Annotated in this window: 15 protein-coding genes; 4 read left to right on the top strand and 11 right to left on the bottom strand. The window is 45.1% G+C overall.

From position 1 onward, the window contains the following. Window positions 1-262 precede the first annotated feature (262 nt). Window positions 263-472: a hypothetical protein gene (locus tag M472_RS43005; RefSeq protein ID WP_021072165.1), complete on the top strand. Its 210-nt coding sequence runs from the start codon at window positions 263-265 to the stop codon at window positions 470-472. An 83-nt stretch (window positions 473-555) separates the two neighbouring features. Here the strand turns inward: M472_RS43005 and M472_RS43010 are convergent, their stop codons facing one another. The 6 genes from M472_RS43010 to M472_RS43035 form a co-directional block, all read right to left on the bottom strand. Continuing rightward, on the bottom strand, window positions 556-1,800 hold the full coding sequence (locus M472_RS43010) for a DUF3748 domain-containing protein (RefSeq protein ID WP_021072166.1): 1,245 nt from the start codon (window positions 1,798-1,800) through the stop codon (window positions 556-558). Window positions 1,801-1,879: 79 nt separating this feature from the next. Then, window positions 1,880-3,058, bottom strand: a complete 1,179-nt coding sequence (locus tag M472_RS43015; RefSeq protein WP_200859651.1) for a sialidase family protein — start codon at window positions 3,056-3,058, stop codon at window positions 1,880-1,882. A 41-nt stretch (window positions 3,059-3,099) separates the two neighbouring features. Next, the gene (locus tag M472_RS43020) at window positions 3,100-4,020 is read right to left on the bottom strand and encodes a dihydrodipicolinate synthase family protein (protein WP_031302062.1); all 921 of its coding nucleotides are present in this window, start codon (window positions 4,018-4,020) and stop codon (window positions 3,100-3,102) included. Window positions 4,021-4,040: 20 nt separating this feature from the next. Beyond that, window positions 4,041-5,591, bottom strand: a complete 1,551-nt coding sequence (locus M472_RS43025; RefSeq protein ID WP_021072169.1) for a sodium:solute symporter — start codon at window positions 5,589-5,591, stop codon at window positions 4,041-4,043. Then, window positions 5,588-7,225 (bottom strand): ribulokinase, encoded by a 1,638-nt coding sequence (locus tag M472_RS43030; protein ID WP_021072170.1) that lies wholly within the window; start codon window positions 7,223-7,225, stop codon window positions 5,588-5,590. The genes M472_RS43025 and M472_RS43030 overlap by 4 nt, the downstream gene beginning before the upstream one ends. Window positions 7,226-7,237: 12 nt before the next feature. Continuing rightward, entirely contained in the window at window positions 7,238-8,848 is a 1,611-nt protein-coding gene (locus M472_RS43035) for a hypothetical protein (RefSeq protein WP_021072171.1), read from the bottom strand. Between the two features lie 154 nt (window positions 8,849-9,002). On the opposite strand from M472_RS43035, the gene M472_RS43040 reads away from it, so the two are divergent. Together M472_RS43040 and msrB are read left to right on the top strand one after the other, a co-directional pair. Continuing rightward, on the top strand, window positions 9,003-9,875 hold the full coding sequence (locus tag M472_RS43040; RefSeq protein ID WP_021072172.1) for an AraC family transcriptional regulator: 873 nt from the start codon (window positions 9,003-9,005) through the stop codon (window positions 9,873-9,875). Window positions 9,876-10,168: 293 nt separating this feature from the next. Next, window positions 10,169-11,152: a peptide-methionine (R)-S-oxide reductase MsrB gene (msrB, locus tag M472_RS46060; RefSeq protein WP_200859652.1), complete on the top strand. Its 984-nt coding sequence runs from the start codon at window positions 10,169-10,171 to the stop codon at window positions 11,150-11,152. 41 nt (window positions 11,153-11,193) lie between these two features. Here the strand turns inward: msrB and M472_RS43050 are convergent, their stop codons facing one another. From M472_RS43050 to M472_RS43060, 4 genes are all read right to left on the bottom strand, one after another. Then, entirely contained in the window at window positions 11,194-11,637 is a 444-nt protein-coding gene (locus tag M472_RS43050) for a hypothetical protein (RefSeq protein ID WP_021072174.1), read from the bottom strand. A gap of 92 nt (window positions 11,638-11,729) precedes the next feature. Beyond that, window positions 11,730-12,683 carry a CHAP domain-containing protein gene (locus tag M472_RS45845; RefSeq protein ID WP_235049540.1) on the bottom strand — a complete coding sequence of 318 codons (954 nt, stop codon included), beginning with the start codon at window positions 12,681-12,683 and terminating at the stop codon, window positions 11,730-11,732. Continuing rightward, on the bottom strand, window positions 12,602-12,874 hold the full coding sequence (locus M472_RS43055; RefSeq protein WP_021072176.1) for a hypothetical protein: 273 nt from the start codon (window positions 12,872-12,874) through the stop codon (window positions 12,602-12,604). Before M472_RS43055 ends, M472_RS45845 begins: the two co-directional genes overlap by 82 nt. A 199-nt stretch (window positions 12,875-13,073) precedes the next feature. Next, window positions 13,074-13,832: a hypothetical protein gene (locus M472_RS43060; protein WP_021072177.1), complete on the bottom strand. Its 759-nt coding sequence runs from the start codon at window positions 13,830-13,832 to the stop codon at window positions 13,074-13,076. Between the two features lie 651 nt (window positions 13,833-14,483). Here M472_RS43060 and M472_RS43065 point away from each other — a divergent pair. After that, on the top strand, window positions 14,484-14,684 hold the full coding sequence (locus tag M472_RS43065) for a hypothetical protein (protein WP_144062802.1): 201 nt from the start codon (window positions 14,484-14,486) through the stop codon (window positions 14,682-14,684). A gap of 42 nt (window positions 14,685-14,726) precedes the next feature. Here the strand turns inward: M472_RS43065 and M472_RS43070 are convergent, their stop codons facing one another. Further along, window positions 14,727-15,791 (bottom strand): hypothetical protein, encoded by a 1,065-nt coding sequence (locus tag M472_RS43070; protein ID WP_021072179.1) that lies wholly within the window; start codon window positions 15,789-15,791, stop codon window positions 14,727-14,729. Window positions 15,792-16,082 lie beyond the last annotated feature (291 nt).

A 16,082-nucleotide genomic window follows, 5' to 3' on the forward strand; every position in this document is an offset into this window, starting at 1 on the left:
AAGGTTGTCCTATCATGTTTTGACTATTAGAAATACAAATATACATTAAGTCTACCAAAATAGTAGATATTATTACAAAATATTTTATAACCGGATCATGGACCTGTACAATCCATTCTAATACAACAACAAAAACAAGGCATTTTTGTTTGAGTCCATCCACAACATAAATTCTCCATTTTACGGTTTCCCATATTTTCATGCCGATCATAAACTTATCTTTGCCCATTACGATCTTATATTTAAATCGCAGTTAGAATACATGCAGCTACCTTTTTTTTATACAACAGAGCTCTTATTGATTATGATTGCACTGTTCAGCTTCTTCGTCTATACCGTTTACCATGCGTTAAACAATCCTCGTCTTTACAATACGCAGCGACTTATCTGGGTCTTAATTATTCTTTTAGCTACGCTTTTGGGATGGATTGCCTATTGGAGCTACGGTAAAAACGGTAATATCAAAAAGTGACTATAAACAACGGGCTCCTCAAAAGAGGAGCCCGTTTCGATTCGCATCGTATTATTGCATATAAACAGAGCGACTTGGAGCCGCTAATTTACACGGACAAGCTTGATCTGTATATATTCCGTTCCATGTTGATCGACGAATTGGTTAAAAGCAATTTTATCGTCCTTTCTCGAAAATACCGGTGCCCCCACTACTTTTAGATCCGCAGGCGTATTGGCAGTCAAGCGGTCGAGTCCTTTTGACTCCAAGTCAAACACGTAGACATCATTATTCGCTACAAACGTCGCTCTATCCCCGCTATTACTGATATTTATCGGCGAAGAGACAGAAAAGTCAAAACTCGATATATAATCAAAATCACCAGTAGCTACCTCACATCGAACCAACTGATTACGTCCCTGCTCATCCTTTGCCAAGGCATAGATATAGCGACCATCGGGCGAGCTTCGCAACCAATGTCTCAAATCGGACAGCCCTTTAGATGTACGCGACAGTCGCTGCTGCTGTACGCCGCTCGGCACATGGGGACGCTCCCCCATTCGACCTACCGCTACGGTATCCTTCGTGATCGTTGCGGGATCTATCGCCACGGTATAAATCTCTGTTATGGTCTCGCCCTTATCATTTCGTGTATTTCCTTGAAACGCTATTTTAGAGGAACCATGAACACCGACCCAACATTCATCAAAAGCCTTTGATATTTCGTCCGACCCCGGCTTGGGCTCCCGCACCACATCACTCACTATCGCCGAATACAGCGCTCCATTATTATTCCCCTTGCCCTTAGGCACAGCTACCCCACCGACACTCGGCACCATCACGCCTACCGTCCGCAAATCAGGATCTACAAACTCATCGTTGTACGTAAAACTGATCAGCTTTCCGTCACCGCTCCAGCCATGCGAATGCGTCCCGCCCCGTAAGGCTCCTGCAGTATATGGCGCCATCACATCACGGGCATCCATATGTATCCCCTGCATAGGCTTGTCCGTACGTATGGCCAGGCCAAATCGCCTCGTCATATCATAAGGCTCTGCCTCGTTGGCATCGTACAGACCGTGTATAAACACGACTGTATTTTCCTTCGGACTGAAAGAGGCCGCCCCTACACCCGGACCGTAGATCGTCTGATGATCTGTTTTGTAAAGTATACGCTCTTCTCCCGTATGCACATGGACCATCCCGATGACCGAAGTCTCTCCGATTTTGGTATCGTCATTACGTCCATCAAAAACAATCCATTCATCATCTGGAGAAAAAACACCATTATGGTGTATGGTATGGCCAGCGGCCGATATGGTCAAGGTTGACACCTTAGATTCACTCATGCAACTATTGAAAATAACAGGTAAAAAACAAAAAAACAAACCGCTAAACCGCAAACTCATCCTATCAAGATTAATGAACTTATAACTTTCTAAATTCTTCTATGCGATGAAAAGTCAAAAAATTAGCATCATGGTTATTTTTAGCATCCGTCTTGCCATCGTTAAAAGCTGTTCTGCACAGTACAATGATATCCTTTCCATCGAACAACCAGTCCACATATTGAAATCCATGATTGACCACATCTTCATGTTCCAGAATCACCTTTACATCCTCCCAGTGCTGCAGATCCTTAGACTTGCGCAACATCAGTACATTCCTGTAACTTGCAGGATTTTTCCTTTTGGGATTAGCAAGGCGGTATCGCTCAGGAATAGAATTCGTCAATGTATAATAGTACCCGCTTTCTGTATCCTGCTTAATGACAAATTTTTTACTTCCCCCATCAAACGGAATAAACCCACTGACTGGATCAAAGCTAAGTTTCTTTCCATCTGTAGAGATCTTCACCATTGCTGCTTTTTCGTCAAGGGTGGTTTTATCATCTACGCGCAGTATATTCCACATCTGCTTGTCCGGTCCCACCACAAAATTGCCTTCCAACCAACCCGTAAAATTTCCATTCAGATAGCTTTTGTCAAAAAACAAAGTCGAGCTCGTCTGCCAGGCCTTTGCGCTCAACAGATCAGCATCCACTGTTGCAGACATCACCATCGCACCATAGCGTTCGCCCCACTTCAGCACCGGTCCATGTGCCGTCTCCATGGGACGCCATAGACGTCCATTATATTCCACCACAGGCATTGGAGCACAGTGAAACTCACCAGTCAACAGTACCCCATTTTCTTTGTTCGTAGGTTGGGTCCAAGACTTTCCGCCATCCTGAGATTTACGGATCAGTACCGAACCGTGATGCCGATCTGGCCCCAACAAGTACAAATCACCTTTATGCACAAACAAAGAGCTCCAAAAGGCACCACTGATCTCACTTACTTTTTTCCAGCTGCGTCCCTTGTTTTTAGACCGATAGACCGTCGTTACCGCCTGTTGCCATTCTGAACTTTGAGGGCCAAAAAAATCATGGGAGGCCACATAGTCACCATTAGGCAATACCGCCAAGCTCGGCGAACCGATATACTTCTTGGTACTTGTCGGCTGATAATGTACCACAGTACCCGGCACCTGCGGAAATCGCTGGGCAAAAGCCGCCGTCTGTGAAAATAAAAAGAGCACGTATATAAAAAATAATCTTTGCATCATATCACTTGTTTTATAATCCATTGAACTAAAATACAATTCTCTTAGGCTATTTCAAGATTTTCGTAGTCTACTTTTAGTTTATTCAGTTTAATCTTGGTGTCTTCGTCCAATTCTTCGATATCCGTACGACGACAGACCGTATTTATATCCACCCCTGTCAATTGCAGATAGTACTTTGCCGAGTTGGGATACGCGTAGTGCATCACCCCCATATTATCGGAGAGAAACTGTTGCACCTGATCCACCTTATCCCTTTGCGCAGCATCACTGTAGTTATGACACAGCCATACGATCAGCTCAGGAAAATAATTGCCCTGAATACACGACAGGCCAGCTGATCCTGCTTCCAGGGTAGCTACCGCATGCCCCATGTAGGCATCATACAAACCAAAATCATCAGCACCTGCTGTACCCCCTATTTTGGCACTCACATTATTAATATCCAGAGAGGTATCCTTGTGATAGGTAATACGACCAGTCTTGACGAGCTCTCCTAAAAAATCAGGAGCAATCACCCGCTTATAAGGCACCGGACATTCATAAAAACCCAAAGGCACCCCATCCGTCAGTGCCAGCAAGGCTTTCACATTGGATCTAAAAGTCGCTTCATCATCCTTCTCCTCCGCCATCAGGCTTGTGATCACAATAACAGCATCGATACCCGTTGCATATATTTCTTTTACAAAAGCAGCTTGTTCTTCAACAGTCTCTGAAAAAGTACCCGTCGCTACCACCGGCACCCTTCCGGCGACCTTTTTGACGATAAAGGAGACCGACTCCAGCATTTCCTGCTTCGAGAGCTCAAACATCTCACTCGACAGGCAGTTCGCAAACAGTCCCTCTGCCCCCGCTTTTAAATAGAGTTCTACCAGATTTTCCAAGGCCGCGTAGTCTATACTCTTGTCTTCACAAAAGGGCATAAGCATCACGGGAATAAATTTTTTATTATTCCTATTCATCATTTTCTATATGTTTTATTACGTTATTTGGTTCTTAATTTGCGGCTTATATTACCGACTAAAAAAATGGTTAGTGTACCCACTACTATAATCATATTGGCATGCAAAGGATTTCGCAGATAAGCCATATCTTCCGGAATGAGGTATGAAAAAGTCATCCAGAGAATGACACAGATACCCACGATTGTACCTATAATAGCATCACTGTTAGTCGCCTTTTTACTGATGAGTCCCAGCAGGAAAAGCCCCAACATCCCTCCGGCAAAAATACCCGACAGCGTCCACCATACATCCAACAAGCTCTTTATTCCGATCATGGCGATACCGCAGATCATACCGATCACCCCTACGATAACGGTAGCGATATACAGCACTTTCAAGCTATTCTGATCCGAGGACTCCCTATTGAAATACCTCTTGTAGATATCCTCCGTAAATACAGTCGCAGAAGCATTCATTCCCGAGCTGATCGTACTCATGGCAGCCGACAGTATGGCCGACACAATAAGACCCAGCAATCCCGTTGGAATCATATACACCATAAAATGCGGCATGATCTTGTCCCCATAATCCGAAGGCTTTAAAGTCGCAGCCAGTTCGGCTACCTTCGAATTCTCAACAGCCAGCCCCAATTGTTCCGATGCCGCCTGCAACTTGATTGTATCCAACAAGGCAGGATTTTGGAGATAATAAGTATAAAGGCAAGTTCCAATGACAAAAAACAACAGCGATACCGGCACATAGATCCATACACAGAGCCACACTGATTTATTTGCTTCCTTAGGATTTGATGCCGTGTGATAGCGCTGCACATAGTTTTGGTCCATTCCGAAGTTATTCAGGTTGATAAAGAACCCGTACAGCAGTACAACCCAGAACGATGAGTTGACAAAATCAAAATCCAGTGTCCCCAGACTGAATTTATTCTCTGCCATTCCGACATCGATAATGTCCTTAAAGCCGCCCGGTACCTCTCGCACGACCAGGTAAATGATGATCAGTGCGCCGAGTGTCTTTAATATTCCCTGTACGACCTCCGTCCAGATTACAGCTTCTATCCCCCCCATCACCGTATAGATGACTATACATATCCCAGTCACGACCATGATCATCACCATGCTGTATCCCGTGAGCGCCTGCAGAGTCAGGGATATTCCAAAGAAAATAGAACCGATACGGGCCAACTGTGTCAACAGAAAACAGACGACAGCGTATGTACGGGCCCAGGTACCAAATCTTTTTTCCAGGTTAGTATAAGCAGACACCTCCCCAGTACTCCTATAGAAGGGCACAAAATACTTCGTTGCCAGCCAAGCCGCCAAGGGCATCGACAGACTGAAAGCAAATGCATTCCAATTACCCCCAAAAGCCTTTCCAGGTACGCCCAGAAAAGTATTGGAGCTCAAAAATGTCGCATAGATCGATATACCGATAGCCCAGCCCGGTATCCGTCCCGCAGCCCTTGTAAACTCATCGGCCGACTTATTTCTTCGCGAGAAATAAACGCCTACAAGTACCATCGCTACGAGATAGACCAGGATTATGGCAATATCGAGTATAGGGAGATTCTTCATAATTTAAATTGTGTTAGTTCTTTATAACCTTGATATAATTTTTCATAAACAGCGGCACGTTCCGCATTAAAATGATATGTTTTTGAAACCCTAGCCGCAAGTTTTAATTTTGCCTGATCGATATCCCCGTATATCCCCGAGGCCAGCGCTGCAAAGATGACAGATCCCAGGGCACAGGTCTGATCGCTATCCACCACCTGCACGTCACAGCCAAGCACATCGGCCAATACCTGCACGACATAAGGCGCCTTGTTGGGTATTCCCCCCGTAGCGATTACCGTTTTGATAGGAATATGGTAAGACCTGAACCGATCGATGATCGCCTTGGAGCCAAAGGCTGTCCCCTCGACCAGTGCTTTAAAGATATGTCCGGCCTGCGTAGCCAATGTAAACCCGCTCGCAATGCCCCTCTTGGTAAAGTCTGCATCGGGAGTCCGTCTTCCATTGTGATATTCGGTAAAGAGCATATCTCCTTCCGTCAATGGAACAGCTTCTGCAGCGGCCGTGATATAGTCAAAAAAACCATCTTCTACCGCTAGCCGCTGCTGCTCCGAAAGCCCCAATCCGTCTATGTCCATCACCGGTCTAAGCATCATCTTTTTAAACCAGTTATAGATATCGCCAAATGCAGACTGTCCGGCTTCAAAGCCAATCATCCCCGGATCAATAGAACCCTCGACCTGTCCGCAGATCCCTTCCACCAGAGGCGGATTGTCCTCTTTTGGAACCACCAACATATCGCAGGTCGATGTACCGATCACCTTGATCAAGGTATACGCCTCGCTCCCGGCTCCGACCGCCCCGTGGTGCGCATCGATAGCCCCCACTGTGATCAGGGTATCCTCATCAAAACCAAATCTTGCTACCATCTCCTTGGAGATCTTACCAAATACCTGGTCCGATGTATACGTATCGGTATAAAACCGATTGACCAAATGATAGAAAGAAGAGTCCAGCGAACAGAGAAATTCGGTCGAAGGCAAGCCACCATGTCCCTCATTCCACATCGCCTTGTGCCCTGCTGCACAGCGGTTACGCTTTATCTGCGCAGGCACGGTCGTACCCGAAAGATACGTTGGAATCCAATCCGATTGTTCTACCCAGGTAAAGGCATTATTCTTGACCTCCCCATCTGCACGATTGACATGCAGGATCTTGGACCAAAACCATTCCGAGGAGTATATACCTCCGCTATACCGTGTATAGTCTATAGACCATTTCCTGGCGAGTGCATTTATCTCATCCGCTTCTTTGATAGCCGTATGGTCTTTCCATAGGATAAACATCGCATTCGGATTGTCCTCCATTCCTTCGCATAAGGCCAGCGGTCGACAATTAGCGTCTATCGCTACCGGAGTAGATCCTGTAGTATTCGTGCCTATGGCCTTTATCTGTTTAATGGCCTCCGAAGACAGCCCTTTAAGCAGCTCCGCAAAGACCCGATCGATCGACTCGATATAGTCCAGGGGATGTTGCCTATATTGATCTTTGGCGGAATCACAGTACATGCCTTTTTTCCATCGTTCAAAGTAGGCTACCGAAGTAGCGACCACCTCTCCTGAGACCGCATTGACCAACAGACCCCGCACCGAATCCGTCCCAAAATCCATCCCTATGACCAACTTCTCTTTCATAACAGCGCCTTATTAGCTTATTCCACAAAAATTGACTTTAATACCCAGCTCCTGCATGGTCGCTGCTTTTATCTCTGCGGCACGTCTGACATCAAACTCACCATCCACATAGACAACCTGTATATGATTGGCCTTATGTTTGGCCATCATCTGGTCACGGCTTACCCCATCCAACACGCCATGCATGATAGGCCACTGCTTATCGGTCAGGTTCCACCGACGTTCCGTTTCTTCAGCCGGCAGCTCCATCACTTTACCAGTACCGATATCGCAGAACAGTTCATTATTGTCGATATAAATACGGCTCCATACGATCTTGCCCGGGCGACTTATCCCCCGCAATGTACCTCCGCCCTTTTTAAAGAACATCGCAGGTTGTCTTAGACTGTCTGCACCTTGATAACCATTGATAAAATGAGATGCAGGTGCCGCTCCAGATATCAAGAATACCCATACAAATTCATCCACACCATTCACCTTATAATCCTCGCCATAGCGCAGGTCGTGCAAGGTATTATCACCATCCAAGCCCAACTTGTTCCACAAATGGTACGTTACATAACCGTCTATTCCTGCACATTCGTCTACTTCATTGAAATGAGGCAGCGCTTTGCCCGCATAGAGCTCACTTCCCTTGTCATTATATACAGGAGGTCTCTCGGTATTATTCAACAAGCCCTCTACCAGATCGCTGGCGGCTACCAGATCCTTCAATCCCTGTTGATATTGAATCCCGATCGTATCACAGCCAAATTCATCTGCCAATCGTAGCGCTGCAATATACATCTTGCACTGCTCGATAGTCTGTTCGCGGGTCAGTTCGGTAACCGGGTCTTGTCCCCAGTCAAACTTCATTCCCTTGTCCAGCATCCATGTAAGCACGCTTTCCGCATCACTATCCGACACCGTCAACATCTTCGCATATAATGTAGACTGACTCAGACGCTCCTTAAAGATTCCCAATTTATGGATCAGAGCATCCGGAACGATCGCGTTGAACATTCCCATACAGCCCTCATCGAATACCCCCATCACGATGCGATCCTCAAGAATACGCTGAGCCAAATCTTTTGCTATATGACGATCTGCATCCGCTAGATTATCGGCTTTAAAAGGATGTACATGCGAATAATCATGTGTTATTGTTCCCTTTTCCGTCCACTCTTCAAGTTTCTCCATAAAGAAACTGTCCGTAAAATCCTTGCTCCATAAAAAACTGTACGCTACCTCTGCCTTCGTCAGGGATCCCGTCAGATTCATCGCTCCCACCAGTCCCGGATAGGTACCATCCCAATTGGCCACTACCAATATCGGTCCACGGTGTGCGATCAGACCCGCCAATACATGGTGACTGTACTGCCACACACTCTCTGCTACGATCAGTGGTGCATCTTTGTCTATATTCCGGAATACTTTTATCCCTTCGTGTTGATAATCGATAAATCCATGTCCCTTTTCGGCATTATAATCATGGGCACGCGTGATACTCCATCCCAATTTATCAAAAGCAGTCTGGAGCATTTCTTCCATTTTCTGCTGCATCGGCCAGCAGTTCAGATTTGCTGATGGCCTCAGATCTCCACTACATACAAGTATTGCCTGTTTATTATTTTTTGCTGTCATAGTAAACTTTTTTTTATAACCGGTATTACAAATATCTGTGAAGATCAGGGGGAAATAGTTTAATAATTTAGCCACTTATTCCCACATCTTATCATAAAGTTGATTATATCAGTTCCTTTTCTCAACTTTAGTAAGAATATAACACACACTGATTATGAAAGCGAAATTTCATCAAGTTCCCAAGACCAGCGACCATACCTTCAAGATCCGCCATGACGTGTTGCCTCATTTTGGCACGATATGGCACTATCATCCAGAGATCGAGCTGCACTATCTGATCAAAGGAGAAGGCATTCGCTTTATTGGAGAGAACATCGCTAACTTTGAAAAGGACGAACTCATCCTCCTGGGAAGCAATATCCCCCACACCTGGAAATGCAAACCAAAATCAGATGGCGAGTACTATGTTGAAGCGCTCGTACTTCACTTTCACCCGGAGTCGCTAGGCCACAACTTTCTTAACCTCCCTGAAACTTTAAAAGTCCAGAAACTGTTGGCGCTGGCCCGGCAGGGCATGATCGTACAGGGGGATTCCAAAAAGAAGGTCATCAAGCTTATGGAAAAAATGAAAGAATCACAGGGCATCAACAAGATTGTCTATTTATTAAAGATCTTCGACCTGCTGAGCAACAATACCGATTATGAAATTATCTCTCCAAACTATGCTGCCGAATCGTCGGATAGCTTTGATTCGGATCGGGTCAACAAGATCTTCAACTACACTTTCAACAATTTTGAAAAAAACATCAGCCTGGAAACAATGGCCGAGCTGAGCAACCTGAGCGTAACTTCCTTCTGTCGTTTTTTCAAAAACCTGACCCAGAAGTCATATTATGATTTTCTGACCGAAATCCGGATCAATCACGCCTGCCGGTTGCTTATCAATAGTCCGATGAAAATCGGTGCTATCGCCGAAGAGAGCGGTTTCGAAAATACCTCCAACTTCTACAGACACTTCAGACGCTTCAAGAATACTACACCGAGCACCTTTAAAAAAGACTATCTAAGTGATTTTGCCAATCGTTGATCACAGAATCCGTCTCCTTGTACTACCTGTGACAGGCTATCGCTTTTAAGTCTTCCTATTGTAAAAAGAGTGTGCCACGACCAGCAATAAACCTTTTTCAGCGAAAAACATAGTACAAGGCATTATCTTTGTATAACATACTCCATAAGGTCAATTATGCTCTTATGACAATGGGATAGACAATGAAACAGCTACTGGCACTAATTTCCCTTGCGATCGGCATTTTTTTGCTTGGTAAGATTGGCTTTTCGCAGAAGACATCGGATTTGAAATCGTCAAAACAACAACATACTATGGACAATACAAACGCACACAATCAGGTTATATATTTTGCAGGCGGATGCTTTTGGGGCACCGAGCACTTCTTCAAGCAAGTACGCGGCGTGACGGCGACAGAGGTAGGCTATGCCAACGGAGATACGGAAAATCCTTCTTACAAGGAGGTATGCACCGGCCACACGGGATTTGCCGAAGCGGTCAAGGTGATCTATGATCCGGCGGTCATCGACCTTAAATTATTAATAGACCTCTTCTTTAAGACTATCGATCCTACCACCCTCAACAGACAGGGCAATGACATCGGTACCCAATACCGCACCGGCATCTATTATACCAATGCGGCAGATATACCTGTCATCGAGGAGCGCCTGACAGACCTTAAGAAACAGTACAATGCTGATATCGTTGTCGAGCTGGAGCCCTTGAAAAACTACTATGATGCGGAGACCTACCATCAGAAGTACCTGGACAAAAATCCAGGCGGATACTGCCATATCGGTCCAGACCTATTTGAAATAGCAAGACAGGCCAATCCAGCACCAGCTACATTGACCTATCAGAAAGCGGACAAAGAGACGTTGAAAAAGACCCTCACTCCGCTTCAGTATGAGGTGACACAGAATAATGCCACCGAGCGTCCTTTCCAAAATGAATACGACAGCGAATTCAGAGAGGGTATCTATGTCGATATCACGACAGGAGAACCGCTCTTTATCTCTACCGACAAGTTTGATGCCGGTTGTGGATGGCCAGCATTCTCCAAGCCGATCAACAACAGCCTGATCGAAGAGGTATCCGATAATTCGCACGGCATGAGACGTGTAGAGGTACGCAGCAAAACCGGAGATGCACATCTTGGCCATGTATTCAATGATGGTCCAGCCGACAAGGGCGGACTGCGTTACTGCATCAACAGCGCCTCGCTCAAGTTTGTTCCCAAAGAAGAAATGAAAGCAGCTGGTTATGAAAAGTACATTCAGCTACTAGATAAAAAATAAGCAAAAGGAAGCCCGACAACAGCTATGTCGGGCTTTCTTTTTCATCTCTTCCGATACACCCATCCTACAATCGCCAGGGGAATCAACAATAACCACAACCACCTTCGGATCGGGGGCCTTGTTTCTGTATGAACGGAGTCGCTCTGCAACCTGCTGTCTATGGTACCCAAGCTGTCGTAAACCATATCCAACCTACCCGCGCTCCTTTCACCTCCTTTTCGCTCGATATAAGCGACTTTTCCGGATCGACCCCACAATCCCTCATCGGGATGGAAATAAAAGCTAGAATCGCTTAAAAACATCCAATAACGAGAAGCGCTGTCTCGACCAGCGTACTGCGCCCAGGTCATACTCGCGGCGACCTGCCTTTCGATCTGCTGGTCATGCGCTATGTTTTGACGGGATTCCTTGCTTGTTCTGCAGGAAGCAAAGCAGCCTATAAGGCACAAAACACATATCAATATTTTATTTATATAAACAATCATATCATTCTGATAATAAAAGAAATTAACACTATAAAAAACCAAACACAAAATTTAATTTGGGCATACAGAACCCCAACTTTTTGACATAGAGGCTACTGCTTTCCTACCCAGTCTGCATACCTGTAGACCGTACGCACATGCCGCCGCCTGGATTCTACCCGGTCGTTGCTATTGCCCTCTATGGTCAGGATGTACTGTCCCTGCCTCTGCTTGATCAGCCCCACGTGATGGATGCGCTTCAGCTTGGCACTGTAGATAGCGAACAGGTCTGCAGGCTGTACCCTATCCATCTGCACATAGCTTCTGGCTTGGGGGAATAACGCCGGGCTCCACGGATTGCGCGGAGCCTCCAGCCCCGCCTGCCCATAGCACCAGCTCACAAAGGCAGCACACCATTCATGGCCAGAGCCCAGATCGGTGTATCGAAGGTATTGTTCGATGCGTGGGCCGTCATTATTGCCAGTGGCTTCTTTTACGCCCAGTTCTGCAGAAGCTATAGTTATTATTAAGTTTCTTTTGTCTTCAATGGCAGAATGCTTACCTATTATGCCACTCAAGCCGTGGCGGGGCTCGTACTTTTTTCCGCAAAAAGTACGCAAAAACTCGTCGCTGGATATTTTTAAAACAATGGATTGTGCCTCCTCCTTCAAATTTTTAAAAATATCGAAGGCGACATTTTTCGATATTGTACAGATAGAGCGAATAGCACTAACTGAATAAAACGGCCTAGGGCTATATAGCGTCAAGAATACTTTTTGCTGATCGTTAAAAACAGATCGATGGAGTGTAGCGAAGCGTAACGGCTCCGAGATGTTTAGAGCTGTCAAAAAGTATTCAGCGTCATATCGCCCAAGCCTTGATTTTTTTTGCTTCGTTTTTTTCATCAAGGAAAAAAATGAAGTCCTCGTCATGGAAAATGACGGATGGGTATTGGAAGGGACAAAAACATCTTGAAAAAAAGGTCTTAAAAAACTCCCCCCATCACCAGGATCACTGCAAACAGCAGCAAGAAGAAAACCGAGAAGTATAGAATACATTGTTGCCATGATGTCAATTGATTAAAATGTAAAAGAAAGTCCTTGCGGAATGCTTTAAAAGGTTGCCATAGGAGCTCCTGCAACCATAGGCTGCATAGGATCGCGGCGAGCCCTATCAAGAAGCCCAACAGGCCTACCGTGAGGATACCGAGATCGAGCACCGCAGCTGTAGGATCTATAAGAGGCAGCACTTTTATCATTAAAGTAAAAGTTAATATGAAAACTAACAAAATATTAAATATCAAAAACTTAATATTCAAAGTATAGATTTTCTGTACGTTATAAAAACGTGATTTTACGGCTGTTATCGTTGTCATGTTATATAGTAATTAGTTGTTAGCATTCAGACATTAGACAAGTGACGCGCAAACCTTGTTACGCGTCACGCTGTCACTTGACCTATGGAATATCCACATCCACGATACTCATCGTGTTATACGGATTATCCATCAAAGGGTAATACACACCATTGACGAATTGATACATATCAATACCAATCATCATATAGATTACCTTAGTCGAATCCACGGGTACATGAACCGTGAGGAGCTCTTCCAGGTGTGTACCGATCAACGGAATATAGTCCGTCTCCGCCACATCAGGCCGAGGGATGACCAGCGGATCCAGCGTCTGTTCGACGGCAGCCAATGTAAAGCGTACATGCGTAGCTCCAGGTAACAAAGTGACCGTAGACCGAGGATCAAACTCTGGAATAACAAGCTCTACCTCGCCTGTAGTCCGCTCATACGCGACAGGCAGATTTAAACCAAACATAAAGGTCAGACTACTGTTGACATTAAATTCCAAGCCTTTAAGAAGAAGCGAGTTTTCTGGTTTGAATACACGCTCTCCACGCGCACTGACCGTATCTGCTTTTTGGATACGATGCACGACCGATGTCAGCCTGTTGCGCAGCGTCTTCTCTCCAAAGCGCATCATCAGGTTGTTGAGCTGTATACGGATCAGCTTGGCGACCGATGCCGCCGAGCCAAACTCCGCCATATTCTCTCTCGTCCGTTGGAAATTCGGATCGGTCATGATCCGCTGCTTGTCCGCCCCACCAGGTGTACGCACCTCGTAGCCACGCGTCCTGCTCTTGCTGAAAGAAAGGTCTCCCACCTTCCCTTGCATTTTGATAAAACTCTTTTGTTTTGCCATGATATTTAATTTTTGTTGACAATCCAAAGGTGCAACACTCCATATGGGGGGCTGTCCAAAATGGCAGGATGTGACAGAAAGAAGCAGGAAGCGACAAGAAAATAGTTATCAGGTTAACAAGATCACAGACGTAGGGAGACGAAATCCTAATATCATCGGAAATAACTCAACAACTAGATGATAACGGTAAATAATTAATGGATAACGAATTACCCTTGATAACTGGATAACTTCATAACTGGATAACTTCATAACTTCATAACTTCATAACTTCATAACCTGACAACTCGGTAACAAAGCACTATAAAAGTACTTTAGAAGTACGGGAAAGGTACTAAAAAGGTACCCTAAAGGTACTGAAGAGGTACTAAGGAGGTACTAAAAAGCTACTATGCGCCGTAGCTCTGGCGGCTGTCTTCTGTGGAAAATGAGACCAATCGCTGTGTCTTGTACTCCGATTGCGAAAACAATAACTAAAGAATTACGTTACATCAATATTATTAACATTCTCCAATACAGAGCCATTGTGCAAATCATTTGATGGTAAACAATTGGGAGGTATCTTGCTGACAGGAGGATCATGGTCTCACCATGGGCAGCCCCAGCCAGGCCTACTATTGCCTAGCCCCTGCCCTCCCAATCCATGCTATCATGTCCAAAAAACCAAGATTATGTATATACCCCAAGGATGTAGAAATCATACTAGACCTCAGCCCACGGCAGGCCTTCAGACGCTATCAGACCGTCAAGGATGCTTACGGAAAGCTCAAACATCAGGAGCTTACTTTCCGCGAATTTGCCGACTACTACGGCCTGCCGCTGGACGATGTTTATGACAAACTGCAGCCTTAGTCACGGCAATACATCCCGCATGGAGCTGTTATTTTTTACCTGCTATTCCTCTTCACCCTGCACATCCCAATTCCTTTTCAACAGCTCCTTTGCCTTGTCCATCGCACGCTCCAATTCATCCAGATAAATACGCAGGCGCTCCCAATATACCTTACCGACTTCCACTATTTCGCCACCAAAAAGATCAAGATATGCCCTGTCCTCTTTGATCTCCACCGTGCGTATCGACAATATATTGATCAATTCGTCCGTCTTATTTTTCACCAGTATAGAAGGACATAAAGCCTCCAGACCAGACAACGAATTAATATTTAACAGCACCTCCCTTTCATTGAGCAGCTTCGCATAGAAAAGCTTAACACCATCCTTCTTTTGAATATACACCTTCGATAAAAAACGTACAGGTATATGGACAAAAGCTGTTTCGTCGAAGCTCACTTCTATCTCCTTATACATATCCGACAGTATGCTCCAGGCATATATCAAATACATGGCACAATCTCCACAGCCTGCCCGCTGTGCCTCCAGCTCGCCCCGTATCGCCGCTCCCTCTTCTATCAGTCTCTGTTCTTTCTCCTCATACATCAACACACTTTTATGGAGATCTTCGATTTCTCGCCACATACCATACACCAGATAATACACCTGCTGCAACAGGATACACATCATCACGAGCACAAAGTCTCGCTCGATATACCCGATCTCAAACAGGTCTTCATCAAACAGCCCCAGATAGACCCAACGCACGGTGCGCAATATGACTGCCCCTAGGACCGGGCACAACATCAAGAGCTGAAATATCCATCTACCCGTTTTGTACCTGCTCCAGTACGCACTCTTGTCCAAGCTGTACACGGTCATACCGACAACCAGTACAACCGGCACCATCAGTACAATATTGAACAGGAAAGTCATGGTATGCTGCTTGATCAAGAGCGATTCCAATACCGGAAAAGATTTCGTAAAACATGTCACCAGAAAAGCTGAAGACACCAACATTATACCCAAAGCAACTGGACGCCCATACCAAGAACTAAAAAAGGAAACGACAAACTGGCCAACAGAGCTAAAACCGTCTTTGACAGACTTAAAAAGAGATTGCCTCATAATATTATTTGTATTTAGGTCAAACACAAGTTTATACAAATAACTTAGCACAAAAAATGAGCAGCATCACTCTTTTCTATGATATATAACACCCAAACTCACTCTCACTGAGGACTTTTTACTATTACAAACGAGCTATTGTGCTTTTCGGCAGAATTTTTATTTTACCCTCGAAAAAATAAAAACAGCGATTGGGACGCGTATGCATCGATTTTCTAGTCTCGAGAATTTCTCCGACCAGCCTCAGGAATTCTCCACCACATTTCCTCTTTTTCATTTGCATTCTACCCT

Origin of the sequence: Sphingobacterium paucimobilis HER1398, assembly GCF_000416985.1 — a bacterium.
GTDB classification, from domain to species: Bacteria; Bacteroidota; Bacteroidia; order Sphingobacteriales; family Sphingobacteriaceae; genus Sphingobacterium; species Sphingobacterium paucimobilis.

What these genes read in the sequence shown, in the direction of transcription:
- M472_RS43005 (WP_021072165.1), top strand. Translation starts at nt 263, where the DNA reads ATGCAGCTACCTTTTTTTTATACAACAGAGCTCTTATTGATTATGATT.
- M472_RS43010 (WP_021072166.1), bottom strand. Translation starts at nt 1,800, where the DNA reads ATGAGTGAATCTAAGGTGTCAACCTTGACCATATCGGCCGCTGGCCAT.
- M472_RS43015 (WP_200859651.1), bottom strand. Translation starts at nt 3,058, where the DNA reads ATGATGCAAAGATTATTTTTTATATACGTGCTCTTTTTATTTTCACAG.
- M472_RS43020 (WP_031302062.1), bottom strand. Translation starts at nt 4,020, where the DNA reads ATGATGAATAGGAATAATAAAAAATTTATTCCCGTGATGCTTATGCCC.
- M472_RS43025 (WP_021072169.1), bottom strand. Translation starts at nt 5,591, where the DNA reads ATGAAGAATCTCCCTATACTCGATATTGCCATAATCCTGGTCTATCTC.
- M472_RS43030 (WP_021072170.1), bottom strand. Translation starts at nt 7,225, where the DNA reads ATGAAAGAGAAGTTGGTCATAGGGATGGATTTTGGGACGGATTCGGTG.
- M472_RS43035 (WP_021072171.1), bottom strand. Translation starts at nt 8,848, where the DNA reads ATGACAGCAAAAAATAATAAACAGGCAATACTTGTATGTAGTGGAGAT.
- M472_RS43040 (WP_021072172.1), top strand. Translation starts at nt 9,003, where the DNA reads ATGAAAGCGAAATTTCATCAAGTTCCCAAGACCAGCGACCATACCTTC.
- msrB (WP_200859652.1), top strand. Translation starts at nt 10,169, where the DNA reads ATGGACAATACAAACGCACACAATCAGGTTATATATTTTGCAGGCGGA.
- M472_RS43050 (WP_021072174.1), bottom strand. Translation starts at nt 11,637, where the DNA reads ATGATTGTTTATATAAATAAAATATTGATATGTGTTTTGTGCCTTATA.
- M472_RS45845 (WP_235049540.1), bottom strand. Translation starts at nt 12,683, where the DNA reads ATGGCAACAATGTATTCTATACTTCTCGGTTTTCTTCTTGCTGCTGTT.
- M472_RS43055 (WP_021072176.1), bottom strand. Translation starts at nt 12,874, where the DNA reads ATGATAAAAGTGCTGCCTCTTATAGATCCTACAGCTGCGGTGCTCGAT.
- M472_RS43060 (WP_021072177.1), bottom strand. Translation starts at nt 13,832, where the DNA reads ATGGCAAAACAAAAGAGTTTTATCAAAATGCAAGGGAAGGTGGGAGAC.
- M472_RS43065 (WP_144062802.1), top strand. Translation starts at nt 14,484, where the DNA reads ATGTCCAAAAAACCAAGATTATGTATATACCCCAAGGATGTAGAAATC.
- M472_RS43070 (WP_021072179.1), bottom strand. Translation starts at nt 15,791, where the DNA reads ATGAGGCAATCTCTTTTTAAGTCTGTCAAAGACGGTTTTAGCTCTGTT.